The sequence below is a fragment of the Ornithinimicrobium sp. F0845 genome (assembly GCF_023015765.1).
Taxonomy (GTDB): domain Bacteria; phylum Actinomycetota; class Actinomycetes; order Actinomycetales; family Dermatophilaceae; genus Ornithinicoccus.
Genome location: NZ_JALKAL010000004.1, coordinates 191,247 through 211,244 on the forward strand (window position 1 = coordinate 191,247; position 19,998 = coordinate 211,244).

The 19,998-nt window shown below is 71.5% G+C and carries 16 protein-coding genes and 1 pseudogene; 15 read left to right on the top strand and 2 right to left on the bottom strand.

Going from position 1 to position 19,998, the window contains the following annotated elements; translation table 11 throughout:
• The first annotated feature begins 85 nt into the window (after positions 1-85).
• The 9 genes from MWU75_RS08290 (at position 86) to MWU75_RS08330 (ending at position 11,690) form a co-directional block, all read left to right on the top strand.
• Positions 86-3,613, top strand: coding sequence for an FtsX-like permease family protein (locus MWU75_RS08290; RefSeq protein ID WP_247089576.1), 3,528 nt, complete (start codon positions 86-88; stop codon positions 3,611-3,613).
• Positions 3,610-3,762, top strand: a complete 153-nt coding sequence (locus tag MWU75_RS08295; protein WP_247089578.1) for a hypothetical protein — start codon at positions 3,610-3,612, stop codon at positions 3,760-3,762. Before MWU75_RS08290 ends, MWU75_RS08295 begins: the two co-directional genes overlap by 4 nt.
• Entirely contained in the window at positions 3,759-6,584 is a 2,826-nt protein-coding gene (locus MWU75_RS08300; RefSeq protein WP_247089579.1) for an FtsX-like permease family protein, read from the top strand. Before MWU75_RS08295 ends, MWU75_RS08300 begins: the two co-directional genes overlap by 4 nt.
• Before the next feature lie 16 nt (positions 6,585-6,600).
• A complete protein-coding gene (locus MWU75_RS08305; RefSeq protein WP_247089581.1) occupies positions 6,601-7,677 on the top strand; it encodes an ABC transporter ATP-binding protein in 1,077 nt (358 codons plus the stop codon).
• Complete coding sequence (locus MWU75_RS08310; RefSeq protein WP_247089583.1) at positions 7,674-8,378, top strand: ABC transporter ATP-binding protein; 705 nt, start codon at positions 7,674-7,676, stop codon at positions 8,376-8,378. Before MWU75_RS08305 ends, MWU75_RS08310 begins: the two co-directional genes overlap by 4 nt.
• 24 nt (positions 8,379-8,402) lie before the next feature.
• Positions 8,403-9,431 (top strand): UDP-glucose 4-epimerase GalE, encoded by a 1,029-nt coding sequence (gene galE / locus MWU75_RS08315; protein WP_247089585.1) that lies wholly within the window; start codon positions 8,403-8,405, stop codon positions 9,429-9,431.
• Between the two features lie 234 nt (positions 9,432-9,665).
• Positions 9,666-10,052, top strand: coding sequence for a BlaI/MecI/CopY family transcriptional regulator (locus tag MWU75_RS08320; RefSeq protein WP_247089587.1), 387 nt, complete (start codon positions 9,666-9,668; stop codon positions 10,050-10,052).
• Between the two features lie 15 nt (positions 10,053-10,067).
• Positions 10,068-10,961 (top strand): M56 family metallopeptidase, encoded by an 894-nt coding sequence (locus tag MWU75_RS08325; RefSeq protein WP_247089589.1) that lies wholly within the window; start codon positions 10,068-10,070, stop codon positions 10,959-10,961.
• 9 nt (positions 10,962-10,970) lie between these two features.
• Positions 10,971-11,690: a GNAT family N-acetyltransferase gene (locus tag MWU75_RS08330; RefSeq protein WP_247089591.1), complete on the top strand. Its 720-nt coding sequence runs from the start codon at positions 10,971-10,973 to the stop codon at positions 11,688-11,690.
• A gap of 31 nt (positions 11,691-11,721) precedes the next feature.
• Here the strand turns inward: MWU75_RS08330 and MWU75_RS08335 are convergent, their stop codons facing one another.
• Positions 11,722-12,189 carry a GyrI-like domain-containing protein gene (locus tag MWU75_RS08335; RefSeq protein ID WP_247089593.1) on the bottom strand — a complete coding sequence of 156 codons (468 nt, stop codon included), beginning with the start codon at positions 12,187-12,189 and terminating at the stop codon, positions 11,722-11,724.
• Between the two features lie 119 nt (positions 12,190-12,308).
• Between MWU75_RS08335 and MWU75_RS08340 the strand changes: the two genes are divergently transcribed.
• The 6 genes and pseudogenes from MWU75_RS08340 to MWU75_RS08365 all read left to right on the top strand — a co-directional run bounded on the left by MWU75_RS08340 (position 12,309) and on the right by MWU75_RS08365 (position 18,871).
• On the top strand, positions 12,309-12,758 hold the full coding sequence (locus tag MWU75_RS08340; RefSeq protein WP_247089595.1) for a hypothetical protein: 450 nt from the start codon (positions 12,309-12,311) through the stop codon (positions 12,756-12,758).
• Between the two features lie 92 nt (positions 12,759-12,850).
• Positions 12,851-13,576 carry an AAA family ATPase gene (locus MWU75_RS08345; RefSeq protein WP_247089596.1) on the top strand — a complete coding sequence of 242 codons (726 nt, stop codon included), beginning with the start codon at positions 12,851-12,853 and terminating at the stop codon, positions 13,574-13,576.
• A gap of 42 nt (positions 13,577-13,618) precedes the next feature.
• Entirely contained in the window at positions 13,619-15,034 is a 1,416-nt protein-coding gene (gene purB / locus MWU75_RS08350) for an adenylosuccinate lyase (RefSeq protein ID WP_247089598.1), read from the top strand.
• A gap of 99 nt (positions 15,035-15,133) precedes the next feature.
• On the top strand, positions 15,134-15,523 hold the full coding sequence (locus MWU75_RS08355; RefSeq protein WP_247089600.1) for an MmcQ/YjbR family DNA-binding protein: 390 nt from the start codon (positions 15,134-15,136) through the stop codon (positions 15,521-15,523).
• A gap of 1,542 nt (positions 15,524-17,065) precedes the next feature.
• Positions 17,066-17,736, top strand: a pseudogene (locus MWU75_RS08360) (prolyl oligopeptidase family serine peptidase).
• A gap of 43 nt (positions 17,737-17,779) precedes the next feature.
• Positions 17,780-18,871, top strand: a complete 1,092-nt coding sequence (locus MWU75_RS08365; RefSeq protein ID WP_247089602.1) for a tartrate dehydrogenase — start codon at positions 17,780-17,782, stop codon at positions 18,869-18,871.
• Between the two features lie 15 nt (positions 18,872-18,886).
• Here MWU75_RS08365 and MWU75_RS08370 read toward each other — a convergent pair whose 3' ends face one another.
• Positions 18,887-19,957, bottom strand: a complete 1,071-nt coding sequence (locus MWU75_RS08370; protein WP_247089604.1) for an alpha/beta fold hydrolase — start codon at positions 19,955-19,957, stop codon at positions 18,887-18,889.
• Between the last annotated feature and the right edge of the window lie 41 nt (positions 19,958-19,998).

Genomic DNA, 19,998 nt, shown 5'->3' on the forward strand with positions numbered 1-19,998 from the left:
GACAAATCACTTTGCGCCATGACCACCGGCGTGGAAAAGTCGCCGTTGACTTGGGGTCAGGTCGTGCGAGGGAGAAGGTTGCTGGATGGGTGTGTTCGCGCTGGTCGTCAAGCGCGCCCGCGCGGGCCTGGGTCTCCTGCTGACCATCCTGGTCCTGGCCGCAGGCACCACGGCGATCATCGCGGGCACCCTCGGCTACTCCGAGGCGGCGGCCACCACGGCCGCGCGGCACGCCCTCTCCGACGCCGAGCCGACCGAGGCCGGCATCCGGGTGCAGACCCGCCTGGCCGACGACCCGGCCGCGCAGGCGTCCGCCGGCGAGACGATCATCCGCGAGGCGTTCGCGCCCACCGAGGTGCTGATCCAGCGCACGATCGTCTCCGAGCCGCGCAGCGTCACGGGACAGTCCGGTCGGCTGGTCGTGATGACCGGACCCGCCCTGACCACCGGCGACCCCACCTTCGGCGAACGGGTGGAGGTGACCGAGGGCAGCTGGCCCACTTCCGGCGGGGAGGTCGTCGAGGGCGCCCTGCACGCCAGCGTGGCCAGCACCTGGGAAGTCGGCGTCGGTGACCAGCTGGATGTCAGCGGCACCCCCGTGGAGATCACCGCGCTGTGGCGCCCGGTCGACGCGCAGGAGGCCTTCTGGTTCGGCGACCCGCTGGCCGAGACCGGCGTCGACGGCGGCAACGTCGGCCCGCTGGTCGTGCCGGAGGACTCCGTCGGCTCGTTCGGCTCGACCCCGTTCGTCCGGTTCACCGTGCAGCCCGACCCCGACGAGATCCTGCCCGCCGACATGCCTCGCCTGGCCGCGGTCGCCGGGACCCTCGACCGGGAGATGCGCACCCCCGAGGTCGAGGTGCGCGGCGTCACCGTCGAGGGCGACCTCGCCCCGACTGCCGCCGCGGCCTCCCGCAACCTGGCCACCGCGAGGGCGCTGAACCTGGTGCCGGTCACCCTGCTGCTCCTGGTCAGCCTCATCGCCATCGTCCAGATCGCCCGCCTGCAGGCCGAGGCACGGGCCGGCGAGGTCGAGCTGCTCATCGCCCGCGGCGCCGCACGGCGGCAGGTGCTGCTCTGGTCCCTGGTCGAGTCGCTCGCGGTCGCCGTCGTCGCGGCCGCACTCGGCATCGTGGCGGCCCTCGGGGTGATGCGCCTCGTGCCCGCCGGTGCCCTGCAGACCGGGATCGTGGTGCGCACGGGCATCCTGGCCGGGGTCGCGGTGATCGTCGCGCTGGTGGTTGTCAACGTCCTGCAGGTCCGCACCCTGGCCGCCCGGACCGCCACCGACCGCTCCGGTCGCACCCGGACCGTGGCCGCGCTCGGCACCATCGTGCTCACCCTGGGTGCGGCGGCCCTGTCATGGTGGCAGCTGCGCCGCTACGGCTCGCCGCTGGTCACCTCCGCCGACGGCAGCCTGCGCACCGACCTGGTCGCCGGCGCCGCCCCCGCGCTGCTGCTGGCCGCGGCCGCGCTCCTGGCCACGACCATCCTCGGCCCGGTCGCTCGCTTCGTGGAGACGCTCAGCCGCCGCTCCCGCGGCCTGCTCACCCACTTGGTCTCGGCACAGGTCTCCCGCCGCATCGTCGTGTATGCCGTGCCGGTCGTCCTCACCGTCCTCGCCGTGGGTGCCACAACGGTGTCCGGGCTGTACGCCGGCACCTCCGCCCAGCTGCGCAACAGCATCGCCGAACTCGGCCGTGGCGCGGACCTGCGGGCCGTCACCACCTCCGAACCGGTGTCCCAGACGTCGCTGGCCACGGTGCCGACCCTGGCCGGGGTCGAGGGCGTCGACGCCAGCGCCCCCATCTGGCTCTCGGAGGGACGCGTGGGCAGCAACGTCGTGTCCTACACCACCCTGCCCGTCGACCAGCTCGGCGGGGCCGTCAGCGTCCCCGAGGGGGTGCTCGACGTGGCGGAGGTGACGCAGGCCCTGCGAGGAGACGCACGACCCACGACGACACTGGCGGTCCCCGACACCGCCACCGCGCTGGACCTGTCGCTGGACATCACGGCAGCGCCGCAGGACGCGGACGCGCTGCAGGAGCAAGCCACCCACGACTACGAGTGGATGGGCGACCAGTTCGCCCAGGAGTACCGCGACCAGACCGGCGAGGACCCCGACCCGGCCTTCATCGACGAGATGGCGCGCGACCAGGTCGAGATCGGCCTCCGCGGGTTCCTGCGCGACTCGGAGGTCACCACCGTGCTGTGGTTCTGGGACGAGGGCAGCCAGAGCCTGCTGCGGGTGGAGGCTCCGCCCGTCGGCTTCACCTTCGGGGTCAGCCTGAGCGACCCTCCCGGCTCCCCCGAGGTGACCGTGGCCCCCGAGACCACGTCCGGCACCGTGCAGGTGCCGGTGGATCCGGGTCCCGGACGGAGCCTGGTCGGCATCGACCTCGGCTTCCCGCAGACGGGCCACTTCTACGACCTCGACGTGGCGGTCACGAGTCTGACGACGACCGGTGAGGGGGACAGCGACACGAACCTGCTCGCCGACCCTGCGCTGGCCGACTGGCAGACAACGATCCCAAGCGAGTGGCCGGAGCCGGACGAGGACCTGGCGGACCAGCTGCCCACCCCGACCACCGGGACCCTGCAGGGCGGCCCCGAGGGGCTGACGCTCACCGCCACGTCCGGCCGTGAGGACCTCAACACCTTCCGCAACGACACCCGCGCCCTCGTGCCGCTGCGCGACCCGGGTCTGATCGACCCGGGCACCGCAGGAGCCCCGGGGGGTGCTGCGCCCGGGACCGGTGAGGAGGGAACCGGCGCCGGCGGCGAGGCTGGTGACGCAGCCACGGCTGACCCAGGCCCCGACGAGAGCGAGACGGCCGTGGCAGACCCGTCAGCGCTGCCGGTCGCGCTCACCGCCACGCTCGCCGAGACCGGCAACTTCCAAGTCGGCTCGCCCCTGTCCGTGCAGGTGTTCGGCGGGACCATCCAGGCCCGAGTGGGCGCAATCGTCACGGCAGTGCCGGGCTCGACGTCCCCGCACAGCATCCTCATCGACAGCACGGCGGTCAGCGAGCACCTGTCGACGTCCGGCGACACGCTCGGCCGGCCCACCCAGCTGTGGGCCTCCAGCAGCGACCCTGGGGCCACCCTCGAGCGGGTGCAGGAGCTGCCCGACGTCGCGGCCGTCAGCGGTCCCGATGCGGTCTCGGTGACCGACGCCGCCAGCGCGGTGCGGCTCGTCTTCTGGGTCGCCTCGGCCGGCGCGGTGCTGCTGGCGGTGACCGGCATCGGTGCGGTGGCCGCCAACCTGCTGCGGGTGCGCCGTCCCGAGGTCCTCGTGCTGCGCGCCCTGGGGATGACGCCCGGTGGCCAGGCACGGGCCCGCACCGCCGAGCTGTTCGCCGTCGTGCTGGCCTCGGTCGGGCTGGGCCTCGTGGCGGGCTGGCTGGTGAGCCGGCTCGTGGTGCCCGAGCTGTCCCGCAGCACGACCCTCGCCGGGCAGGCGCAACTCCCCGCACCCCTGGCGCTCGAGGTGCCGCTCTGGGCGGCGCTCCTGGGCGCCCTGCTGCTCGTCCTCGTGCTCCTGCTCGCCGTGCTCTACACCACCGTCCGCAACCAGGCCCTCGATCGTGAGTACCGGGAGGAGATCCGGTGAGCGACAGGATCCGCGAGGACACGAGCTTGCGAGGCCCGGAGCGGTCCGCGGAGCTCATCGAGGAGGCCCCGGTGAGCGACAGGATCCGCGAGGACACGAGCTTGCGAGGCCCGGAGCGGTCCGCGGAGCTCATCGAGGAGGCCCGATGAGCCGCCACGGTCGCATCCACGTCCCGGGCCGAGGCCGCGTGGCCCTGCGCCAGTTCCTCGCCGACCCCTGGCCGACGCTGCTGCTCGGCCTGCTGGTGGCGCTGGTCGCGTGTGCCGCGACCCTGTGGCCGCGCTACGTCCTGGACATGAACAGCAGGCAGGTGCCCTACCAGGTCGGCGCGCTCTCGGCGCAGCAGCGCGACCTGTCGGCGACCTGGACCGCGACGATGGTCCCTCAGCCACACCGGGAGTACGTCTCGGCCGAGGACACCTGGGGGCCGGTGCTGGACGGGCTCGAGGAGATCCGCCAGGCTCAGCCGGAGCCGCTGCGTTCTCTGCTGCAGCCAGGAGACTTCTTCGTCGACCTGGGGCGGGGTGTCGGCTACGAGCCGCCGGAGGGCACCGACTACGCGAGCGTCTCGATCCAGGACCGGGTGGACCCCCTGCTCGAGGAACACGTCGACCTCGTCTCCGGGCAGTGGCCGCAGGTGGTGATCAACGAGAGCCCGCAGCTGCCCGCCGAGAGCATCCCTCCCGGCACGGCCAGCGGCCCCGTGCAGGTCCTGCTGCTCGACGAGGCCGCCGAGCGGCTGAACCTGGCCGCGGGCGATGAGTTCAACGACTACCTCATCACCGGCACCTTCGCACCGAAGGATCCGGAGGACCCCCGGTGGGCGCACATGCCCAACTCGATCACGGTCGGTGAGATCTTCAGCGGCAACCTCGGTCTCATGGCCTTCGTGACGGCATACCTGCCCTCCGCCAACCCCGGGTCGACCGGACCGATCACCAACAACTCGATGCGGTTGTTCTACCCCCTGGAGGGGGAGTCCCTGCGCGGCGACCAGGTGGACGAGGTCACCTCCCAGCTGCTCGCGATGACCGCGACCCAGCAGGACGTCCGCCTGCCCCCAGACCCGGAGGACATGGACACCTCCTTCAACAGCCCCACGTTCAACATGGACGCCCCGCCGATCCAGGTGACCTTCAACACCGAGGTGCTTGACACCTTCGAGTCGCTGTCCCAGCAGCAGCGGGCCACCGCCTCGATCCTGGCGGTCGTCGCGGCGGGACCGATCGGTGTCGCCCTCGCGGTCTTCGCGCTGGCGTCACGGCTCATCGTCTCGCGTCGGCAGCCGGCGCTGGCGCTGGCCACCGCGCGCGGCGGGTCGTCGGCCCAGGTCCGCGGCGTGATGCTGCTGGAGGGCCTGGCCGTCGGTGTGCCGGCAGCGGTCGCGGGCCACTACGCCGCTGACCTGGTCAACCCGGTGTCCAGCGGGTGGAGCGAGTGGGTCCCGGTCGCCCTGATCGGTCTGGCCCCCGCGGTGCTGCTCGCGTGGACCGCGAGCACCGCGACGCGCACCACGCGACGGGACCTCAGCAGCCGCGGCGCCAGCCGCCTCCGGGTGCTGGCCGAGGTCATCGCGCTGGCCCTGGCCGGGCTGGCGATCTGGCGGTTGTTCGACCGAGGGCTCACCGGCATCGCCCGCGAGGAGACGGCCACGGCCCCGGCCGGTGGGACGGCCGCGGACACCCTCGTCCAGGTCGACACCGGCGTCGACCTGCTCATGGCGGCCACGCCGGTGCTGCTGGCGCTCGCCGCGTGCGTCATCACGCTGCGGCTCTATCCCCTGCCGGTGCGCGCCCTCATGGCGCTCTTCCGCGGCCGTCGGGGTCTGACCAACTTCCTGGGCGCGGCGCGCGCGGTGCGTGACCCCGCCGGTGGCGTGATCCCCGCCCTCGCCGTGATCCTCGGGGTGTCGGTGGCCGTGCTGTCCTCGGTGCTCGCCTCCACCATCAGCACCGGTGCCGAGACGGCAGTATGGCGGACGGCCGGGGCGGACGCCCGCCTCTCGGGCCCGTCCTGGGCGCAGGAGGATGTCGAGGCCGTGCGCAGCGTCGACGGCGTGGAGCAGGTGGCGGCGATCCGGGCGGCGGCCAGCAACATGGACTTGGCCGGGGAGGTCGAGGCCCGCGGGCTGACCGTCTACATCGTGGACAGCACGCTGCCCGAGGTCTGGGCCGACACGCCCCTGCCGCAGTTCCCCGACGCCCTGTTCGAGGGCGGCGGCGACGCGACCCCCGTGCTGACCGGTGGCGAGCTGGCGGCCGACTCCGGCACCGGCACCCTGGAGACCCACGGGCAGATCCAGGTGGTGGGTCACGTCGACGTGCTGCCCGGTGTGCGGACCCGCGGCGAGTTCCTGGTCGTGGACCGCACGGTGTGGGAGGCCGACGGCGGGTCGGTGCCCCCCGGGGACGTCGTCCTGGTCAGCGCCACCGACCCCGGGCAGGACGAGGAGCTGGTCTCCGCGCTGAACTCCGCGGTCCCCAACGCCCTGGCCGAGACCCCCCGGCAGAAGCTGGCGGTCCTGCAGGACGCGCCGGTCACCGGAACGATGCTCTGGCTGTTCGCTGCCGCGGTGCTGGCGACCACGGTGCTGACCGTGCTGGCGGTGCTCTTCGTCCAGCTCATGGGGGCTGCCGCGCGGACCGCGCTGTTCTCGGTGCTGCGCACCCTCGGCCTCCGGCAGCGGCAGGCCCGAGGGCTGACGGCCTGGGAGCTGGGGCCGCTGGTGGCCATGGCGTTCGCGGTCGGCGCGGGGCTCGGGGTTCTGGTCCCCTGGCTGTTGCTGCGGGCGATCAACCTGACCGGTCTCACGGGCGGCACCGTCCAACCCGACCTCGCGGTCGACTGGGCCGTGCTGGGGCCCGTGGTCCTGGGCATCCTGGCTGCCGTCGCGATCGCCATCGCGGTCTCGGCAGCCCTGTCCGGCCGCGCCGACCTGGTGAGCCAGCTCCGCCGCGGCGAGGAGAGGTAACTATGAAGGAGTCACCATGACGACCACCGACACCCGCCCGACCGGCGCGGCCAGCCGCGACCACGGTGGACCGGACATCCTCTGCGAGGACCTGGTCCGGATCTATTCCACCGAGGGCGTGGAGATCCAGGCGCTGCAGGGCCTCAACCTGCGCGTCGAGCCCGGCGACGTCGTCGCCCTGGTCGGGGCCTCGGGCTCCGGCAAGTCGACGCTGCTCAACATCCTGTCCGGGCTGGACAAGCCGACGGGCGGCCGGGCCACGGTGGCCGGGGTGAACCTCGGCTCGATGAGCCGCCAGCAGCGCGTGCACTATCAGCGGCACACCGTCGGGTTCGTCTGGCAGCAGACCTCCCGCAACCTGATGCCGTTCCTGACCGCCGCCGAGAACATCGCGCTGCCGCTGCTGATCAGCAACGCCCGCGAGCGGCGCGAGCGCGTGGGTGAGCTGCTCGAGCTGCTCGACGTCGCCGACGTGCGCGACCGGCGCCCGGCCGAGATGTCCGGTGGTCAGCAGCAGCGGGTCGCGATCGCGACCGCCGTGGCCAACAACCCGGCCGTGCTGCTGGCCGACGAGCCCACCGGCGAGCTGGACGACGCGATGTCCGCCATCGTGCTCGACGCGATGCGGGAGGCCTCGGAGCGGCTCGGCGTCACGGTGCTGATCGTGACCCACGACCCGACGATCGCCGACCACGTGCGCCGCACCGTGCAGATCCGCGACGGCCGGACCTCCACGGAGGTCCTGCGGCACACCGAGGTCGACGAGCACGGCGTGGAGCACCTGGTCGCCGAGGAGTACACCGTGATCGACCGCGCCGGCCGGATGCAGCTGCCCAGCGGCTATGTCACCGAGCTGGGCCTGCGCGACCGCGTGCGCCTCGAGCTGGAGCCCGACCACGTCGGCGTCTGGCCGGACGCCGAGCGGAACAAGCCCGTCGAGCTCGAGCACCACGAGGAGGCCCCGGACCCCGCTCCCGCGACCACCGGTCCCGGTGAGGCGTCCGCGGAGCCGGCTGATCGGCATACTGCAGACGAGGACGACCCGAACGCCGCGTTCCGGCCGCCGACGGAGAACTCGGAGGAGGGCTCATGAGTGACTACCTGATCAGGGCAGAGAAGGTCTCGCGGACGTTCGGCAAGGGCGCGGCGGAGGTGCACGCGCTCGTCGACGTCGACGTGGAGGTGCACCCGGGCGAGCTGACCGTCGTGCGCGGGCCGTCCGGTTCGGGCAAGACCACGCTGCTCAACATCCTCGGCGGGCTGGACCGGCCGACCTCCGGGCGGGTGCTGCTCGGTGACGGGCGCGTGCTGTCCGAGCTCAAGGAGAACGACGTCCTGGCCGTGCGCCGGGAGATGGTCGGGCACATCTTCCAGAGCTTCGGGCTGGTGCCGGTGCTGTCCGCCGCCGAGAACGTCGAGGTCGCGCTGCGGCTGAAGAACACCCCCGTCGCCGAGCGGGCCGAGCGGGTCGCGCGGGCCCTGGACCAGGTGTCGCTGGGCAAGCACGGGACGCAGCGGCCCTACGAGCTGTCCGGTGGCCAGCAGCAGCGCGTCGGCATCGCCCGTGCCCTCGTCGGCGACCCGCAGATCCTCATCGCCGACGAGCCGACCGGCCAGCTGGACTCGGACACCGCCGCCACGATCATGGACCTGCTCTCAGAGCTGACCCACCAGCGGGGCATCGCCGCGGTCGTCTCCACCCACGACCCGATCCTCATGGAGCGCGCCGACCGGCTGATCGAGCTGCACGACGGGCACGTCGTCAACGGCGCGCTGGCGGCCTCACCGGCGTGAGCGCCCTCCCGTAGTGTCAGGGCCATGAGGCAGAAGGTTCTGGTCACCGGCGGCGCGGGCTTCATCGGCTCGCACACCGTCGTCGAGCTCGCCGTGACCCACGACGTCGAGATCCTGGACAACTTCAGCAACGCGGTGCCCTCGGCGGTCGACCGGCTGCGCGAGCTCACCGGGGCGGAGCTGCCGGTGCACGAGGTGGACCTGCGCGACCACGACGCCGTGCGCGGGGTGCTGCGCGACGGCGGGTTCGGTGCCGTGATCCACTTCGCGGGCAAGAAGGCGGTCGGCGAGAGCGTGGAGCTGCCGCTGGACTACTACGACAACAACGTCGCCGGCACGGTCTCCCTGCTGCAGGCGATGCAGGAGTATGCCGTGCGCCAGCTCGTCTTCTCCTCCTCCGCCACCGTCTATGGCGCCGACGCACCGGTGCCGATGACCGAGGACCTGCCGACCTCGGCCACCAACCCCTACGGGTGGACCAAGGTGATGATCGAGCAGATCCTGCGCGACGTCGCCGTGGCCGACCCGTCGTGGCGGATCGCGCTGCTGCGCTACTTCAACCCCGTCGGCGCGCACGCCTCGGGGCGCATCGGCGAGGATCCGCACGGTCTCCCCAACAACCTCATGCCGTTCATCGCCCAGGTTGCCGTCGGGCGCCGGGAGCGGCTGCAGGTCTTCGGCGACGACTACGACACGGCCGACGGCACGGGCGTGCGCGACTACATCCACGTCGTCGACCTCGCCCGCGGGCACCTGGCCGCACTGGAGGAGATCGGGCAGAGCGACCGGCCGCTGTCGGCGTGGAACCTCGGGACCGGGCGCGGCACGAGCGTGCTCGAGCTGGTCGCCGCGTTCGAGCGGGCGTCCGGCCGGCAGATCCCCTACGACGTGGTGGGCCGGCGGGCGGGCGACATCGCCGCCTCCTTCGCCGACCCCTCCCGTGCGGAGGCAGAGCTCGGCTGGCGGGCGGAGCGCTCCGTCGACGACATGTGCGCGGACACCTGGCGCTGGCAGCAGGACAACCCGCAGGGCTACCCCGCCACCACTCCCTGACCCGGAGCGCTCGCTCGCCCCGGAGCGCACGACGCGATGCTCCTCTGTTTGTCAAGCGGTGGGGCCGGCGGCCGCGATGCTCCTCTATTTGTCAAGCGGTGGGGTGGACTCTCTCCCTCGATCGCCCGGGCCCAGCAGCTCGCCCTCGTCCCATGCGCGCGGTCGAGGGGGAGCAGGGCGTGACGTCTCCTACACGATGTAGGAGATCTCCGTCGGACGGCGTATCCTGGGTGCATGTGGCCGTTCGGAGCGAGTCTTGGTGATCTGGAGCGCGCCGTCATGGACGTCCTGTGGGACAGTGACGGCGACCTGAGCGTGCGCGAGGTGCACGAACGCCTCGACGTGGAACGCGACCTGGCCTACACCACCGTGATGACCGTGCTCGACCGCCTGGCCAAGAAGAAGGTCGTCTCCAGAGCCCGCGACGGACGAGCCTGGCGCTACAGCGCCGTCGGATCACGCGAGGAGATGACCGCGGCGTCGATGCGCACCACGCTGGAGACCCTCGACTCCAGCGACCGCAAGGCGGCGATGCTGCACTTCATCGGGGGTGCCAGCGAGCAGGAGATCGCCGATCTGCAGGCGCTGCTGGAGGCGAACTCGCGCAAGTCCGGCGGGTAGGCACGGGCGGCACCGGTGTCCTCGGCACTGCCGGTCCTCGCCCTCGCGGCGACCGCGATCCTGCTCACCGTGGCCATGCCGCGGCTGCTCCCGCGAGCCCAGTGGCTGCGCCGGACCCCCGGCTTCGCCCTGGCCCTGTGGCAGGTGGCCGGCGCCGCGGGAGTGCTCGCCGCACTGATGACCGCCCCCGCCGCCGTCATCGCGCTGAGCACGGAGGGCGGGTCCGTGCCCACCTTCTTCACCGAGTCCACCCGGGTCACCATCGCCCTCGTCGTGGCGGCCGTGATGACCGGCGGGATGACCATCATGCTGCTCCGCTCGGCCCACCTGATCGGCAGCGACCTGCGCGCCAGCCGACGAGCCCAGCGCAACGTCGTCGACGTGGTCGCCAGCCGGTCCGACGGGCGGGTGCGGGTGGTCGACCTGCCGGGTCGCTCGGCATACTGCCTGCCCGGTCTGCGGTCCCGCGTGGTGCTCACCCGGGGCACCGTCGAGGCCCTCACCGACGACGAGCTGCAGGCGGTCCTGGCCCATGAGCGCGCCCACACCAACGCCCGGCACGACCTCATGCTCGAGTTCTTCACGGTGCTGCACAGGACCGTGCCTCAACGGCTGCGCCGTGACGAGGCGCTGGCCGAGGTCCGGCTGCTCGTCGAGCTGCTGGCCGACCGCCGGGCGGCGCGACAGGTCGGGGCCGAACCCCTGGGTGGTGCTCTGGCCGCGATGGCCGGGGCGACCCACCCCGCCGCTGCACTCGGCAGCTCCGGGACGGCCAGCGAGCTGATCGTGCGGCTGCAGGCGCTGCCCGATCACGGGCAGCTGCATCCCACGGCCGTGCCGGTGCTACTCGCGACGGCCGTCGTCGGAGTCCTGCCCTGGCTCTTCCTCACCTGGGCGTTCTGGGCGTGAGGAGGCGCCATGCCCGGTGAGCCGAGCATGCGTCCCGTCACCGACGCACGCGAGCTGGAGCAGGTGTATGCCGTGCTGCTGGCTCCGTCGTTCCCGCCCAGCGAGCTCCATCCCCCGGACTGGCTCACCCACGGTGTGTCCTCGGGTGCGGTGTCCGTGCTGGTCGCCGAGGACGCGTCAGGTCCGGTGGCGACGGCGGTCACCGAGTCCCTCGGTCCGTCGCCGGTGGTGCTGCTCACCTACTTCGCGACACGGGCGGACCTGCGTGGCCGCGGCGTGGGATCGGCGCTGTTCGGGGGGATGCTGGACGCGGTGCTCGACCGGGACCGGACCCCCCTCGTGCTCGCCGAGGTCGAGCGGCCGGACCGGCACACCGGCTCGCCGGAGTTCGGCGACCCCACGGCACGGCTGCGGTTCTACGGCCGGCACGGCGCACGGGTGCTGGACCTGCCCTACTTCCAGCCGCCGATCGGCGCCCAACCTCCCGTGCACGGGATGCTGCTGCTGGCGCTCCACGCCGACGAGCAGGCGCTCACCCTCGAGGCCGACGGCACCGAGGCGGTGACGGCCGACTACCTGTGGCCGGCCATCGACGCGGTCCTGGACGGCGCCGGGCCCGCGGGTCAGTCACCAGCGGCTGACCGGCTGCGTGCCGCCTCGCGGGTCCCCGGCGTCCGGCTCTACCCGGTGGAGGACTACGCACGGGTGGAAGCCTCCCGAGCCGACTGACGGCATACTCGATCAGTCGGTGAGCAGCAGATCAGTCGGTGAGCAGCAGGTAGAGCTCGGTCCGCATGGTCTCCGGGTCCGAGTCCGGCGTCGGCTCGGTGACGTAGACCTCCCACATCCGGCCCTCCGGTGTGCGCCCCTGCTCGGCCACCCACGCCATCAGGGCGCCCCAGGAGTCACCGAGCCCCTCGAAACCGCCGGCGTGCACGCCGCACGCGACCACTCCGGCGGGCAGCTCGCTGGCCACGACGTCGCCGTCCCCGGAGATCGGCGCAGCCGTCGGGAAGCCCGCCTCGAGGTCGAACCGCTCGGTGGGCATGCTCAGGTAGTAACCGAAGGCCGCCCCGGCGGGCGCTACACCCTGACGGCCCAGGGCCTGGGCCACGGCGCCGTAGGCCGAGTCGTAGAAGTCACGCAGCTCCTCCATGCCGCCCGTGCGGCGCACGACGGCGGTGGGCTGGGCGGTGTGGGTGATGATCGTGGGGTCCTGCAGGGTCATGGCGGGCCTTCCGTCGGTAGGTCGGTGTCACCTGTGGTGACTGCCCATGGTGGCCAAACTCATCGTCGGTCGCGACCCACCCGCTGACCTCGCCCGTAGACGGCGGGGCGGATAGCGTGATGGGCACGACCACTGGAGGTGCCCTGATGGACAACTGGTTGATGTGGCTGCTGATCGCCGTGCTGGTGCTGGCGGTGCTGGCCGCGGTGTGGTTCTTCCTCAGGAACCAGGAGCGCACCCGCGCCCGCGCCCAGGCCGAGGACCTGCGGGCGGAGGCCGCCGGCGGCGAGGCCTACGCCGAGCGCAGGGAGTCAGTCGCCCGCGAGGCCCAGTCGGAGGCCGAGGCTGCCCAGCTGGAGGCTCAGGCCGCCCGTGAGCGAGCTGCGCGAGCAGAGCAGGAGGCGTCCGAGCTGGACGATCAGGCCCGCCGCGCGACGCAGGAGGCGCGGGAGCACCGGGACCGGGTGACCGACACCTACCTCGAGGCCGACGACATCGACCCCGACGCAGAGACTCCTGCCAGGTCCGACCCGGATCGGTCCGACCCGGATCCCGACACCCGCCGTTAGGCGCCGAGTCCTGGGTGCGCGCGTCGGTCCGAGCCCGCGCGCCAGACCTTCGTCCACGCCCCGGTGTCCCCGGCACGGCATACTCTCGGCGCATGCCGACCGACTGGATGACACCCTTGCCGGTGCGGCAGGTGGTGCGGGCCAGGGACTCAGAGCTGTCGCCCTCGAGGTGGCCTGCCACCTTGGCGCCGGTCGCCCAGATCCTGCGCGACGGGCTGGATCTCGGGCCCGCGACGGTGCTGGTCGGGGAGAACGGCACCGGCAAGTCGACCCTGGTCGAGGCGATCGCGATCGCTTACGGCCTGTCGGCCGAGGGTGGCTCGACGGGCGCCATGCACAGCACCCGCCGCACCGAGTCCGACCTGTGCGAGCACCTGTCACTTGTTCGCGGCGCCGGGGCGAGCCGGTGGGGATACTTCCTGCGGGCGGAGACCATGCACGGGCTGTTCACGTATCTCCAGGACACTCTCCAGCAGGACTTCCACCGGTTCAGCCACGGCGAGTCGTTCCTGGAGATGATCAACTCAAACAGGTTCGCCGGAGACGGGTTCTTCGTGATGGACGAGCCAGAGGCCGGGCTGTCCTTCACCGCCCAGCTCGCCCTCGTCGGCGCCCTGTCGGACATGGTCGCCAACGGTCGCGCACAGGTGCTGATTGCGACTCACTCACCGGTCCTGGCGACGCTGCCCGGCGCCCGGATCCTTGAGCTCGACGACGAGGGCCTGCACGAGCGGGCCTGGGAGGACCTGGGGGTCGTCGACCACTATCGCCGGTTCCTGGACGCCCCGGAGCGCTACCTGCGCCACCTGCGGGACTGACTCCCGCCGAGACACCGCTGTGCCTCTGCGAGAATCGGGGCCATGGCCTCCCTCGCCGACCTCACTCCCCCGATCGCCCTCGGCTCCCTGGACGGCCGCTACCGCAGGGCCGTCGCGCCGCTCGTCGACCACCTCTCCGAGCCCGCGCTCAACCGCACCCGTCTGCATGTCGAGATCGAGTGGCTCATCCACCTGACGTCCCACGGCGTGGTGCCCGGCGCCGGGACCCTGTCGGAGTCCGAGGCCGCCAGCCTGCGCGGCCTGGTCGACGAGTTCGACAGGACGGCCATCGATGAGCTGGCCGAGATCGAGGCCGAGACGGTCCACGACGTCAAGGCGATCGAGTACTACCTCAAGGACCAGCTCAGCCACCGCCTCGACAACCGGGCCGACCTGGCCGAGCTGGTGCACTTCGCCTGCACCTCCGAGGACATCAACAACCTGTCCTACGCCCTCATGGTCCAGGGCGCGGTCCAGCAGGTCTGGCTCCCCCGCGCCACCCAGCTCGTCGAGCAGGTGAGCGGCATGGCTCGCGAGCTGGCCGACATACCGCTGCTGGCGCACACCCACGGCCAGCCGGCCACCCCCACCACGATGGGCAAGGAGCTGGCGGTGCTGGCGTGGCGCCTCTCGCGCCAGCTGCGGCACATCGCGGGAGCGGAGTATCTCGGCAAGCTCAACGGTGCGACCGGCACCTACGGCGCCCACCTGGCCGCGGTGCCCGGCGCCGACTGGCAGGTGATCAGCAGGGAGTTCGTCACCGGGCTGGGTCTGACCTGGAACCCGCTGACCACCCAGATCGAGAGCCACGACTGGCAGGCCGAGGTCTATGCCGACCTCGCGCGGTTCAACCGGGTGCTGCACAACCTCTGCACGGATGTCTGGTCCTACATCTCGCTGGGCTACTTCGCGCAGGTGCGGGGGCAGGGCACGGTCGGGTCCTCGACGATGCCGCACAAGGTCAACCCGATCCGCTTCGAGAACGCCGAGGCCAACCTCGAGGTGTCCAACGCGCTGCTCGACGTGCTCGCCTCGACGCTGGTGACCTCGCGGCTGCAGCGCGACCTGACCGACTCCTCGATGCAGCGCAACATCGGCACCGCGCTGGGTCACTCGCTGCTGGCGCTGGACAACGTCTCCCGCGGGCTCGCCGGGCTGGACGCCGCCCCGGAGCGGATGGCCGCCGACCTCGACGCCAACTGGGAGGTGCTGGCCGAGCCGATCCAGTCCGCGATGCGCGCGCTGGCCGCCGCCGGTCACCCGGGCATGGACAACCCGTACGAGCGGCTCAAGGAGCTGACCCGTGGCCGCCGGATCGGGCAGGCCGAGCTGGTGGAGTTCGTCAAGGGGCTGGGTCTGCCGGCCGAGGTCGAGGAGCGTCTGGCAGCCCTCACCCCCGCGCAGTATGTCGGGCTCGCACCCGACCTGGTCGCTCACCTCTCCCCCCAAGAAATTTAGTCGTCCCGTACGCCCTCCACACAATTTCGTAGCGGTCCTCTGGTCCACCACGTAACTTCGTAGCCGTCCGATCCGCGCACTCTCACGAAGGAGATGGCGATGGGCACCTGGGACGACGTCCGCGTAATCGCCGGTGAGCTACCGGAGACCTCGGAGGGTCTGGGCTGGGGACGGCCCGCGTTCCTGGTCCGCGACAAGTGGTTCGTCCTGCAGCGTGAGCCGCGGCCCGATGCCGTCGACGAGACGGGTGCGCGCATCGAGGGGCTGATCGTGCTCTACGTCGAGGACCTCGAGGCCAAGGACACCCTCGCTGCGGACGACTCGGGCTATTTCATGACCACACCGCACTTCGCGAACTCGCGGATGATCCTGGTGCACCTGGAGGACATCCCGGTCGATGAGTTGCGCGAGGTGATGATCGAGTCCTGGCTCGTGCGTGCGCCGAAGCGATTGGCCAGGGCGTACCTAGAGGGCACGGGCGAGCGCTGACGCGTCGAGACGTTGCGGCAATCGGGATGCGCCGGGCTGCGTCCCCTTGTCAGGATCAGGCGCATGACGACTCCGGGACTACGTGACCTGATCCTGCTCGAGGCCGCGCTGGAGGTGCGGCTGAGTCCGCGGGGTGACCGTGCCGCCGTCCGGGTGGAGCACCCCCGGTGGGACGACAACCGGTACTGCCGAGACGTGCTGATCATCGACGTCGCGAGCGGGCAGCAGCACAGACTCACCCGGTATGCCGACTGCCAGCAGATCCGCTGGCTCGACGACCACGTGCTGGCCGTCCTCAAGAGCGACGGGTCGAAGGAGGCCAAGGCGCAGGTCTACGTCTACGAGGGGCTGGTCGGGGACGGGTGGCAGGTCACCGACGCCGAGCACGGGGTGGGCTCCTTCGAGCCGTATGCCGAGAGGATCGTCTTTCTGTCCCGCAAGTCCGACGACCCCGAGGTCGAGGCGCGCGAGGAACGGTTCGGCACCTTCCAACACGTCGAGACCGACCCGGGCCGGACCGCCCTCACCTATCTCGACCTCGCCCGGCTCACCTGGTATGAGCGCAGTCTCGCCCGTGCCGGCAAGGACGAGCGGGAGCTGCTCGTGCGGCCCGCGATCGAGCTGAGCGCGCTGATCGAGGAGCCACTGGCGATCCAGTCAGTCGTGCCCTCACCCGCGGGCGACGCCGTCTACGTCAACGCCAGACCGACCGACGAGCTGACCACCTCTCTCAGGGCCAGCGTGCACCGCATCGCCCTGGATGCGGACCACGCCGTCGCGGAGTTCGTCCGCCGGGAGACCGCCCGCAAGCAGCAGGACCACGACGCCGGCATCGCCGAGGAGTCCGACGAGCGACGGGAGCAGCGGGACCTCTCCTACCTGGGCACCGTGCAGCGCCTGGCCCTGCCGACGAGGGCAGCGGTCGAGGCGGTCAGTCCCGACGGCACCGGCCTGCTGGTCCGCTTCCCCGGCCGGGACACCCGGGTCAGCACCAACGCCGAGCTATGGGTGGGCCCGCGCGACGCGCTGACCGACGCCGCCGCGCCCGACGTGGCCCGACGGATGCTGCGTGACGTCACCGCCGGCCTCGACCAGACCTGCTACTCGCCGATCTGGCACCAGCACGGGATCGACGTGGTCCATGCCGAGGGCACCCGGTGGGCCATCCGGCGCCTCGACCCCACCGGCGTCGAGGCGCCCCGCCGGATCGACACCGGCGACCCCTGGTGCCACGCCTCGTTCCACGGCCCCTTCCACACCACACCCAGCGGTCGGGTGAGCTTCGTGGGCGGCAGCGCCACGGCATACCCCGAGGCCTGGACCGTCACGGAGGAGGGGGCGCGCCCACTGACCCGGCTCGGCGACCAGGTGGCGGACTGGGACCTCGGCGAGGTGCGCACCATCCGGTGGACCAGCCGGGACGGGACCGAGGTCGAGGGGACCCTGCGCCTCCCACCGGGCTTCGACCCCTCGCAGAAGCGACCGCTCGCCTTCGTCGTCCACGGCGGCCCGACCTGGGTCGACACCGAGGAGCTGCTGCCGATGACCGCACGGCGGTATTACCCGGAGGTGCAGCTGGCGGCGCAGGGGGTGATCGTGCTGCACCCCAACTACCGCGGCTCCCTCGGCCGAGGGCTCGACTTCCAGGAGCTCAACGTCGGCAACCTGGGCGTGGGGGACCTGTGGGACGTGGAGAGCGCCGTCGACCACCTGGACCAGCTGGGCTGGGTCGACACCGAGCGCGTCGGCTCCATGGCTGGTCGCAGGGCGGCTACATCTCGGCCTTTGCCGGGCTGCACTCCGACCGGTTCGCCGCCGTGAGCGTCGGGGCCGGGATCTCCGACTGGTACACCTACGCCATCAGCAACGACATCCCCGACTTCACCCGGGACTTCCTCGGCGTGGACCTGTTCGGCGACCGGTCCGCGCTGCTGGCCTCGGCGCCCATCTCCGGCCTGGACGGGGCGCACACCCCCATGCTGATCCAGCACGGCGCCAAGGACCAGCGGGTGCCGCTCTCCAACGCCGTGGAGCTCTACCGCGGGCTGCAGGAACGGGGCGTGCCGGTCGAGCTGTTCGTCTACCCCGACTTCGCGCACCCGGTCACCCGGCCCCGGGAGCACCACGCCGTCCTGCACCAGAACCTCGCCTGGTTCGGCCACTGGCTCCTCGGCGACGAGCTGGACCTGGAGGGTCCTGCACGCCCGGGCTGAGGCATCTGGCACGCTGACACCCAGCGGACCACGAGGAGGACCCATGCCAGCCACGAGCCACCGCATCGCCGTCATCGCGGGGGACGGGATCGGGACCGAGGTGATGCCCGAGGGCATCAAGGTGCTGCGCCGCGTCGCGGACACCTTCGACATCGGGCTGGAGTTCGAGGAGTTCGACTGGTCCTCCGCCGACTACTACCAGCGCACCGGCGCGATGCTGCCCGAGGACTGGAAGAAGCAACTCGCCGGAGTCGACGCCATCTACTTCGGTGCTGTCGGCTGGCCGGACGTGGTCCCTGACCACGTGTCCCTGTGGGGCAGCCTGCTGCAGTTCCGCCGCGAGTTCGACCAGTTCGTCAACCTGCGGCCGGTGAAGCTGATGCCCGGCGTCCGCTCCCCGCTGGCCGACAAGCAGCCCGGCGACATCGACATGATGATCGTGCGGGAGAACACCGAGGGTGAGTACTCCAGCGTGGGCGGTCACATGTTCCCCGGGACCGAGCGGGAGGTCGTCATCCAGGAGACCGTGATGACCCGGCACGGCGTCGACCGGGTGCTGCGCTATGCCTTCGACCTGGCCCAGACCCGCCCCCGCAAGAAGCTCACCTCGGCGACCAAGAGCAATGGCATCGCGATCACCATGCCGTTCTGGGACGAGCGGGTCAAGGCGGTCCACGAGGACTACCCGGAGATCGAGGTCGACAGCTATCACATCGACATCCTGACCGCCCGGTTCGTGCTCAGCCCCGAGCGCTTCGACGTGGTCGTCGCCAGCAACCTCTTCGGCGACATCCTCTCCGACCTCGGACCGGCGTGCACCGGCACCATCGGGATCGCCCCCAGCGCCAACATCAACCCGACGCGCGAGCACCCGAGCCTGTTCGAGCCGGTCCACGGGTCGGCTCCGGACATCGCCGGTCAGGGCATCGCCAACCCGGTCGGGCAGATCTGGAGCGGCGCGATGATGCTGGCGCACCTGGGAGAGGCGGCTGCCGCAGAGGCGACCGAGCGCGCCATCGAGGCGGGGCTTGCACAGGGTGCCGCCGACGGCACCGCGACGCCGGACCTCGGCGGCACCGGCACCACGGCGTCCTTCGGTGACCTGATCGCCGGGTTGGTCTCCGCGGAGGGCTGACCCGGTCCCCCAGCCTCACACGTCGGTCGCCAGCAACTCCTTGAGGTTGTCATCCACCTCGGCCAGGTAGGACTCCTCGAATCCGAACAGCCCGAAGTGGCCTGCGATGGTGTGCAGGACGCGCAACTCGCTGTTGGGCGTCAGCCGTTGCTTGGCCTCGGCGTCGCGCACCGGGAAGAACATGTCCTCGTCGTGCGGCATCACGAACACCTTGGCGGTGACCCGCCCGAGCGCGTCGGCCAGGTCGCCGCCCGTGTTGCGGGCGACATCGCCGCGCTGCCACTTCCAGCCCATCACCAGCAGCGCATTGGGGTCCATGGCGGTGAACACCGCCTGGATGAACCGCTCCGAGAACTCCTCGAAGGTGTCCCAGGTGACGTCCGGTAGCTCGATGTTGCGCCAGAACTCGGTCTTCCAGAACTCCGTCGACAGGCCGAGCACCGCCCAGATGTCCGCGTGCCGCGTCAGCCCGGCGAGCACATCCGTGTGATCGGCATACTCCCCGCCGTTCCAGCCGGGGTCGGAGGTGATGGCGTCCAGCAACGTCTTGGTGAACAGGAAATCGTGTGGGGTGTTCTGCGCGGTGCCGGCGATGGGGGCGGCACGCAGCACCTTGTCGGGGAAGCGGACCGCCCACTCCCACGTCTGCTGTGCGCCCATCGACCCGCCGACGACCAGGGCCAACTGCTCGATCCCGAAGACCTCGCGCAGCAACTGCTCCTGAGCCCGCACGTCGTCACCGATCCGCACCTTCGGGAACCGCGACATCGCGATCTCTCCGTCGGTGTTGTGCGGTGAGGTCGACAGACCGTTGCCGATCTGGTTGATCACCACGATGAAGTACTTCTCCGGGTCAAGGGCCCGCCCCGGCCCGATGTAGACCAGCTCCCAGGTCTGGTGGGTGCCGGAGAACCAGGTCGGGACCAGGATCGCGTTGTCCTTGGCCTCGTTGAGCTGGCCGTAGGTAGCCACCGCGAGCTGCAGGTCAGGGATCACCCCACCCTCCTCCAGCTCGAACCGGCCGAGGGAGTGCAGTGCGTAGGCCCCCTGGACCTCGGGCGTGTAGAACGGGTTCTGCAGGGCCATGGAGCGCTCCTCGTTGAGTTGACACGGTGTGCCGTCAGCCT

Excerpts from the sequence above, each read along its gene's own strand:
- MWU75_RS08290 (WP_247089576.1), top strand. The coding sequence starts at position 86 with ATGGGTGTGTTCGCGCTGGTCGTCAAGCGCGCCCGCGCGGGCCTGGGT.
- MWU75_RS08300 (WP_247089579.1), top strand. The coding sequence starts at position 3,759 with ATGAGCCGCCACGGTCGCATCCACGTCCCGGGCCGAGGCCGCGTGGCC.
- MWU75_RS08305 (WP_247089581.1), top strand. The coding sequence starts at position 6,601 with ATGACGACCACCGACACCCGCCCGACCGGCGCGGCCAGCCGCGACCAC.
- MWU75_RS08310 (WP_247089583.1), top strand. The coding sequence starts at position 7,674 with ATGAGTGACTACCTGATCAGGGCAGAGAAGGTCTCGCGGACGTTCGGC.
- galE (WP_247089585.1), top strand. The coding sequence starts at position 8,403 with ATGAGGCAGAAGGTTCTGGTCACCGGCGGCGCGGGCTTCATCGGCTCG.
- MWU75_RS08320 (WP_247089587.1), top strand. The coding sequence starts at position 9,666 with ATGTGGCCGTTCGGAGCGAGTCTTGGTGATCTGGAGCGCGCCGTCATG.
- MWU75_RS08330 (WP_247089591.1), top strand. The coding sequence starts at position 10,971 with ATGCCCGGTGAGCCGAGCATGCGTCCCGTCACCGACGCACGCGAGCTG.
- MWU75_RS08335 (WP_247089593.1), bottom strand. The coding sequence starts at position 12,189 with ATGACCCTGCAGGACCCCACGATCATCACCCACACCGCCCAGCCCACC.
- MWU75_RS08340 (WP_247089595.1), top strand. The coding sequence starts at position 12,309 with ATGGGCACGACCACTGGAGGTGCCCTGATGGACAACTGGTTGATGTGG.
- MWU75_RS08345 (WP_247089596.1), top strand. The coding sequence starts at position 12,851 with ATGCCGACCGACTGGATGACACCCTTGCCGGTGCGGCAGGTGGTGCGG.
- purB (WP_247089598.1), top strand. The coding sequence starts at position 13,619 with ATGGCCTCCCTCGCCGACCTCACTCCCCCGATCGCCCTCGGCTCCCTG.
- MWU75_RS08355 (WP_247089600.1), top strand. The coding sequence starts at position 15,134 with ATGGGCACCTGGGACGACGTCCGCGTAATCGCCGGTGAGCTACCGGAG.
- MWU75_RS08365 (WP_247089602.1), top strand. The coding sequence starts at position 17,780 with ATGCCAGCCACGAGCCACCGCATCGCCGTCATCGCGGGGGACGGGATC.
- MWU75_RS08370 (WP_247089604.1), bottom strand. The coding sequence starts at position 19,957 with ATGGCCCTGCAGAACCCGTTCTACACGCCCGAGGTCCAGGGGGCCTAC.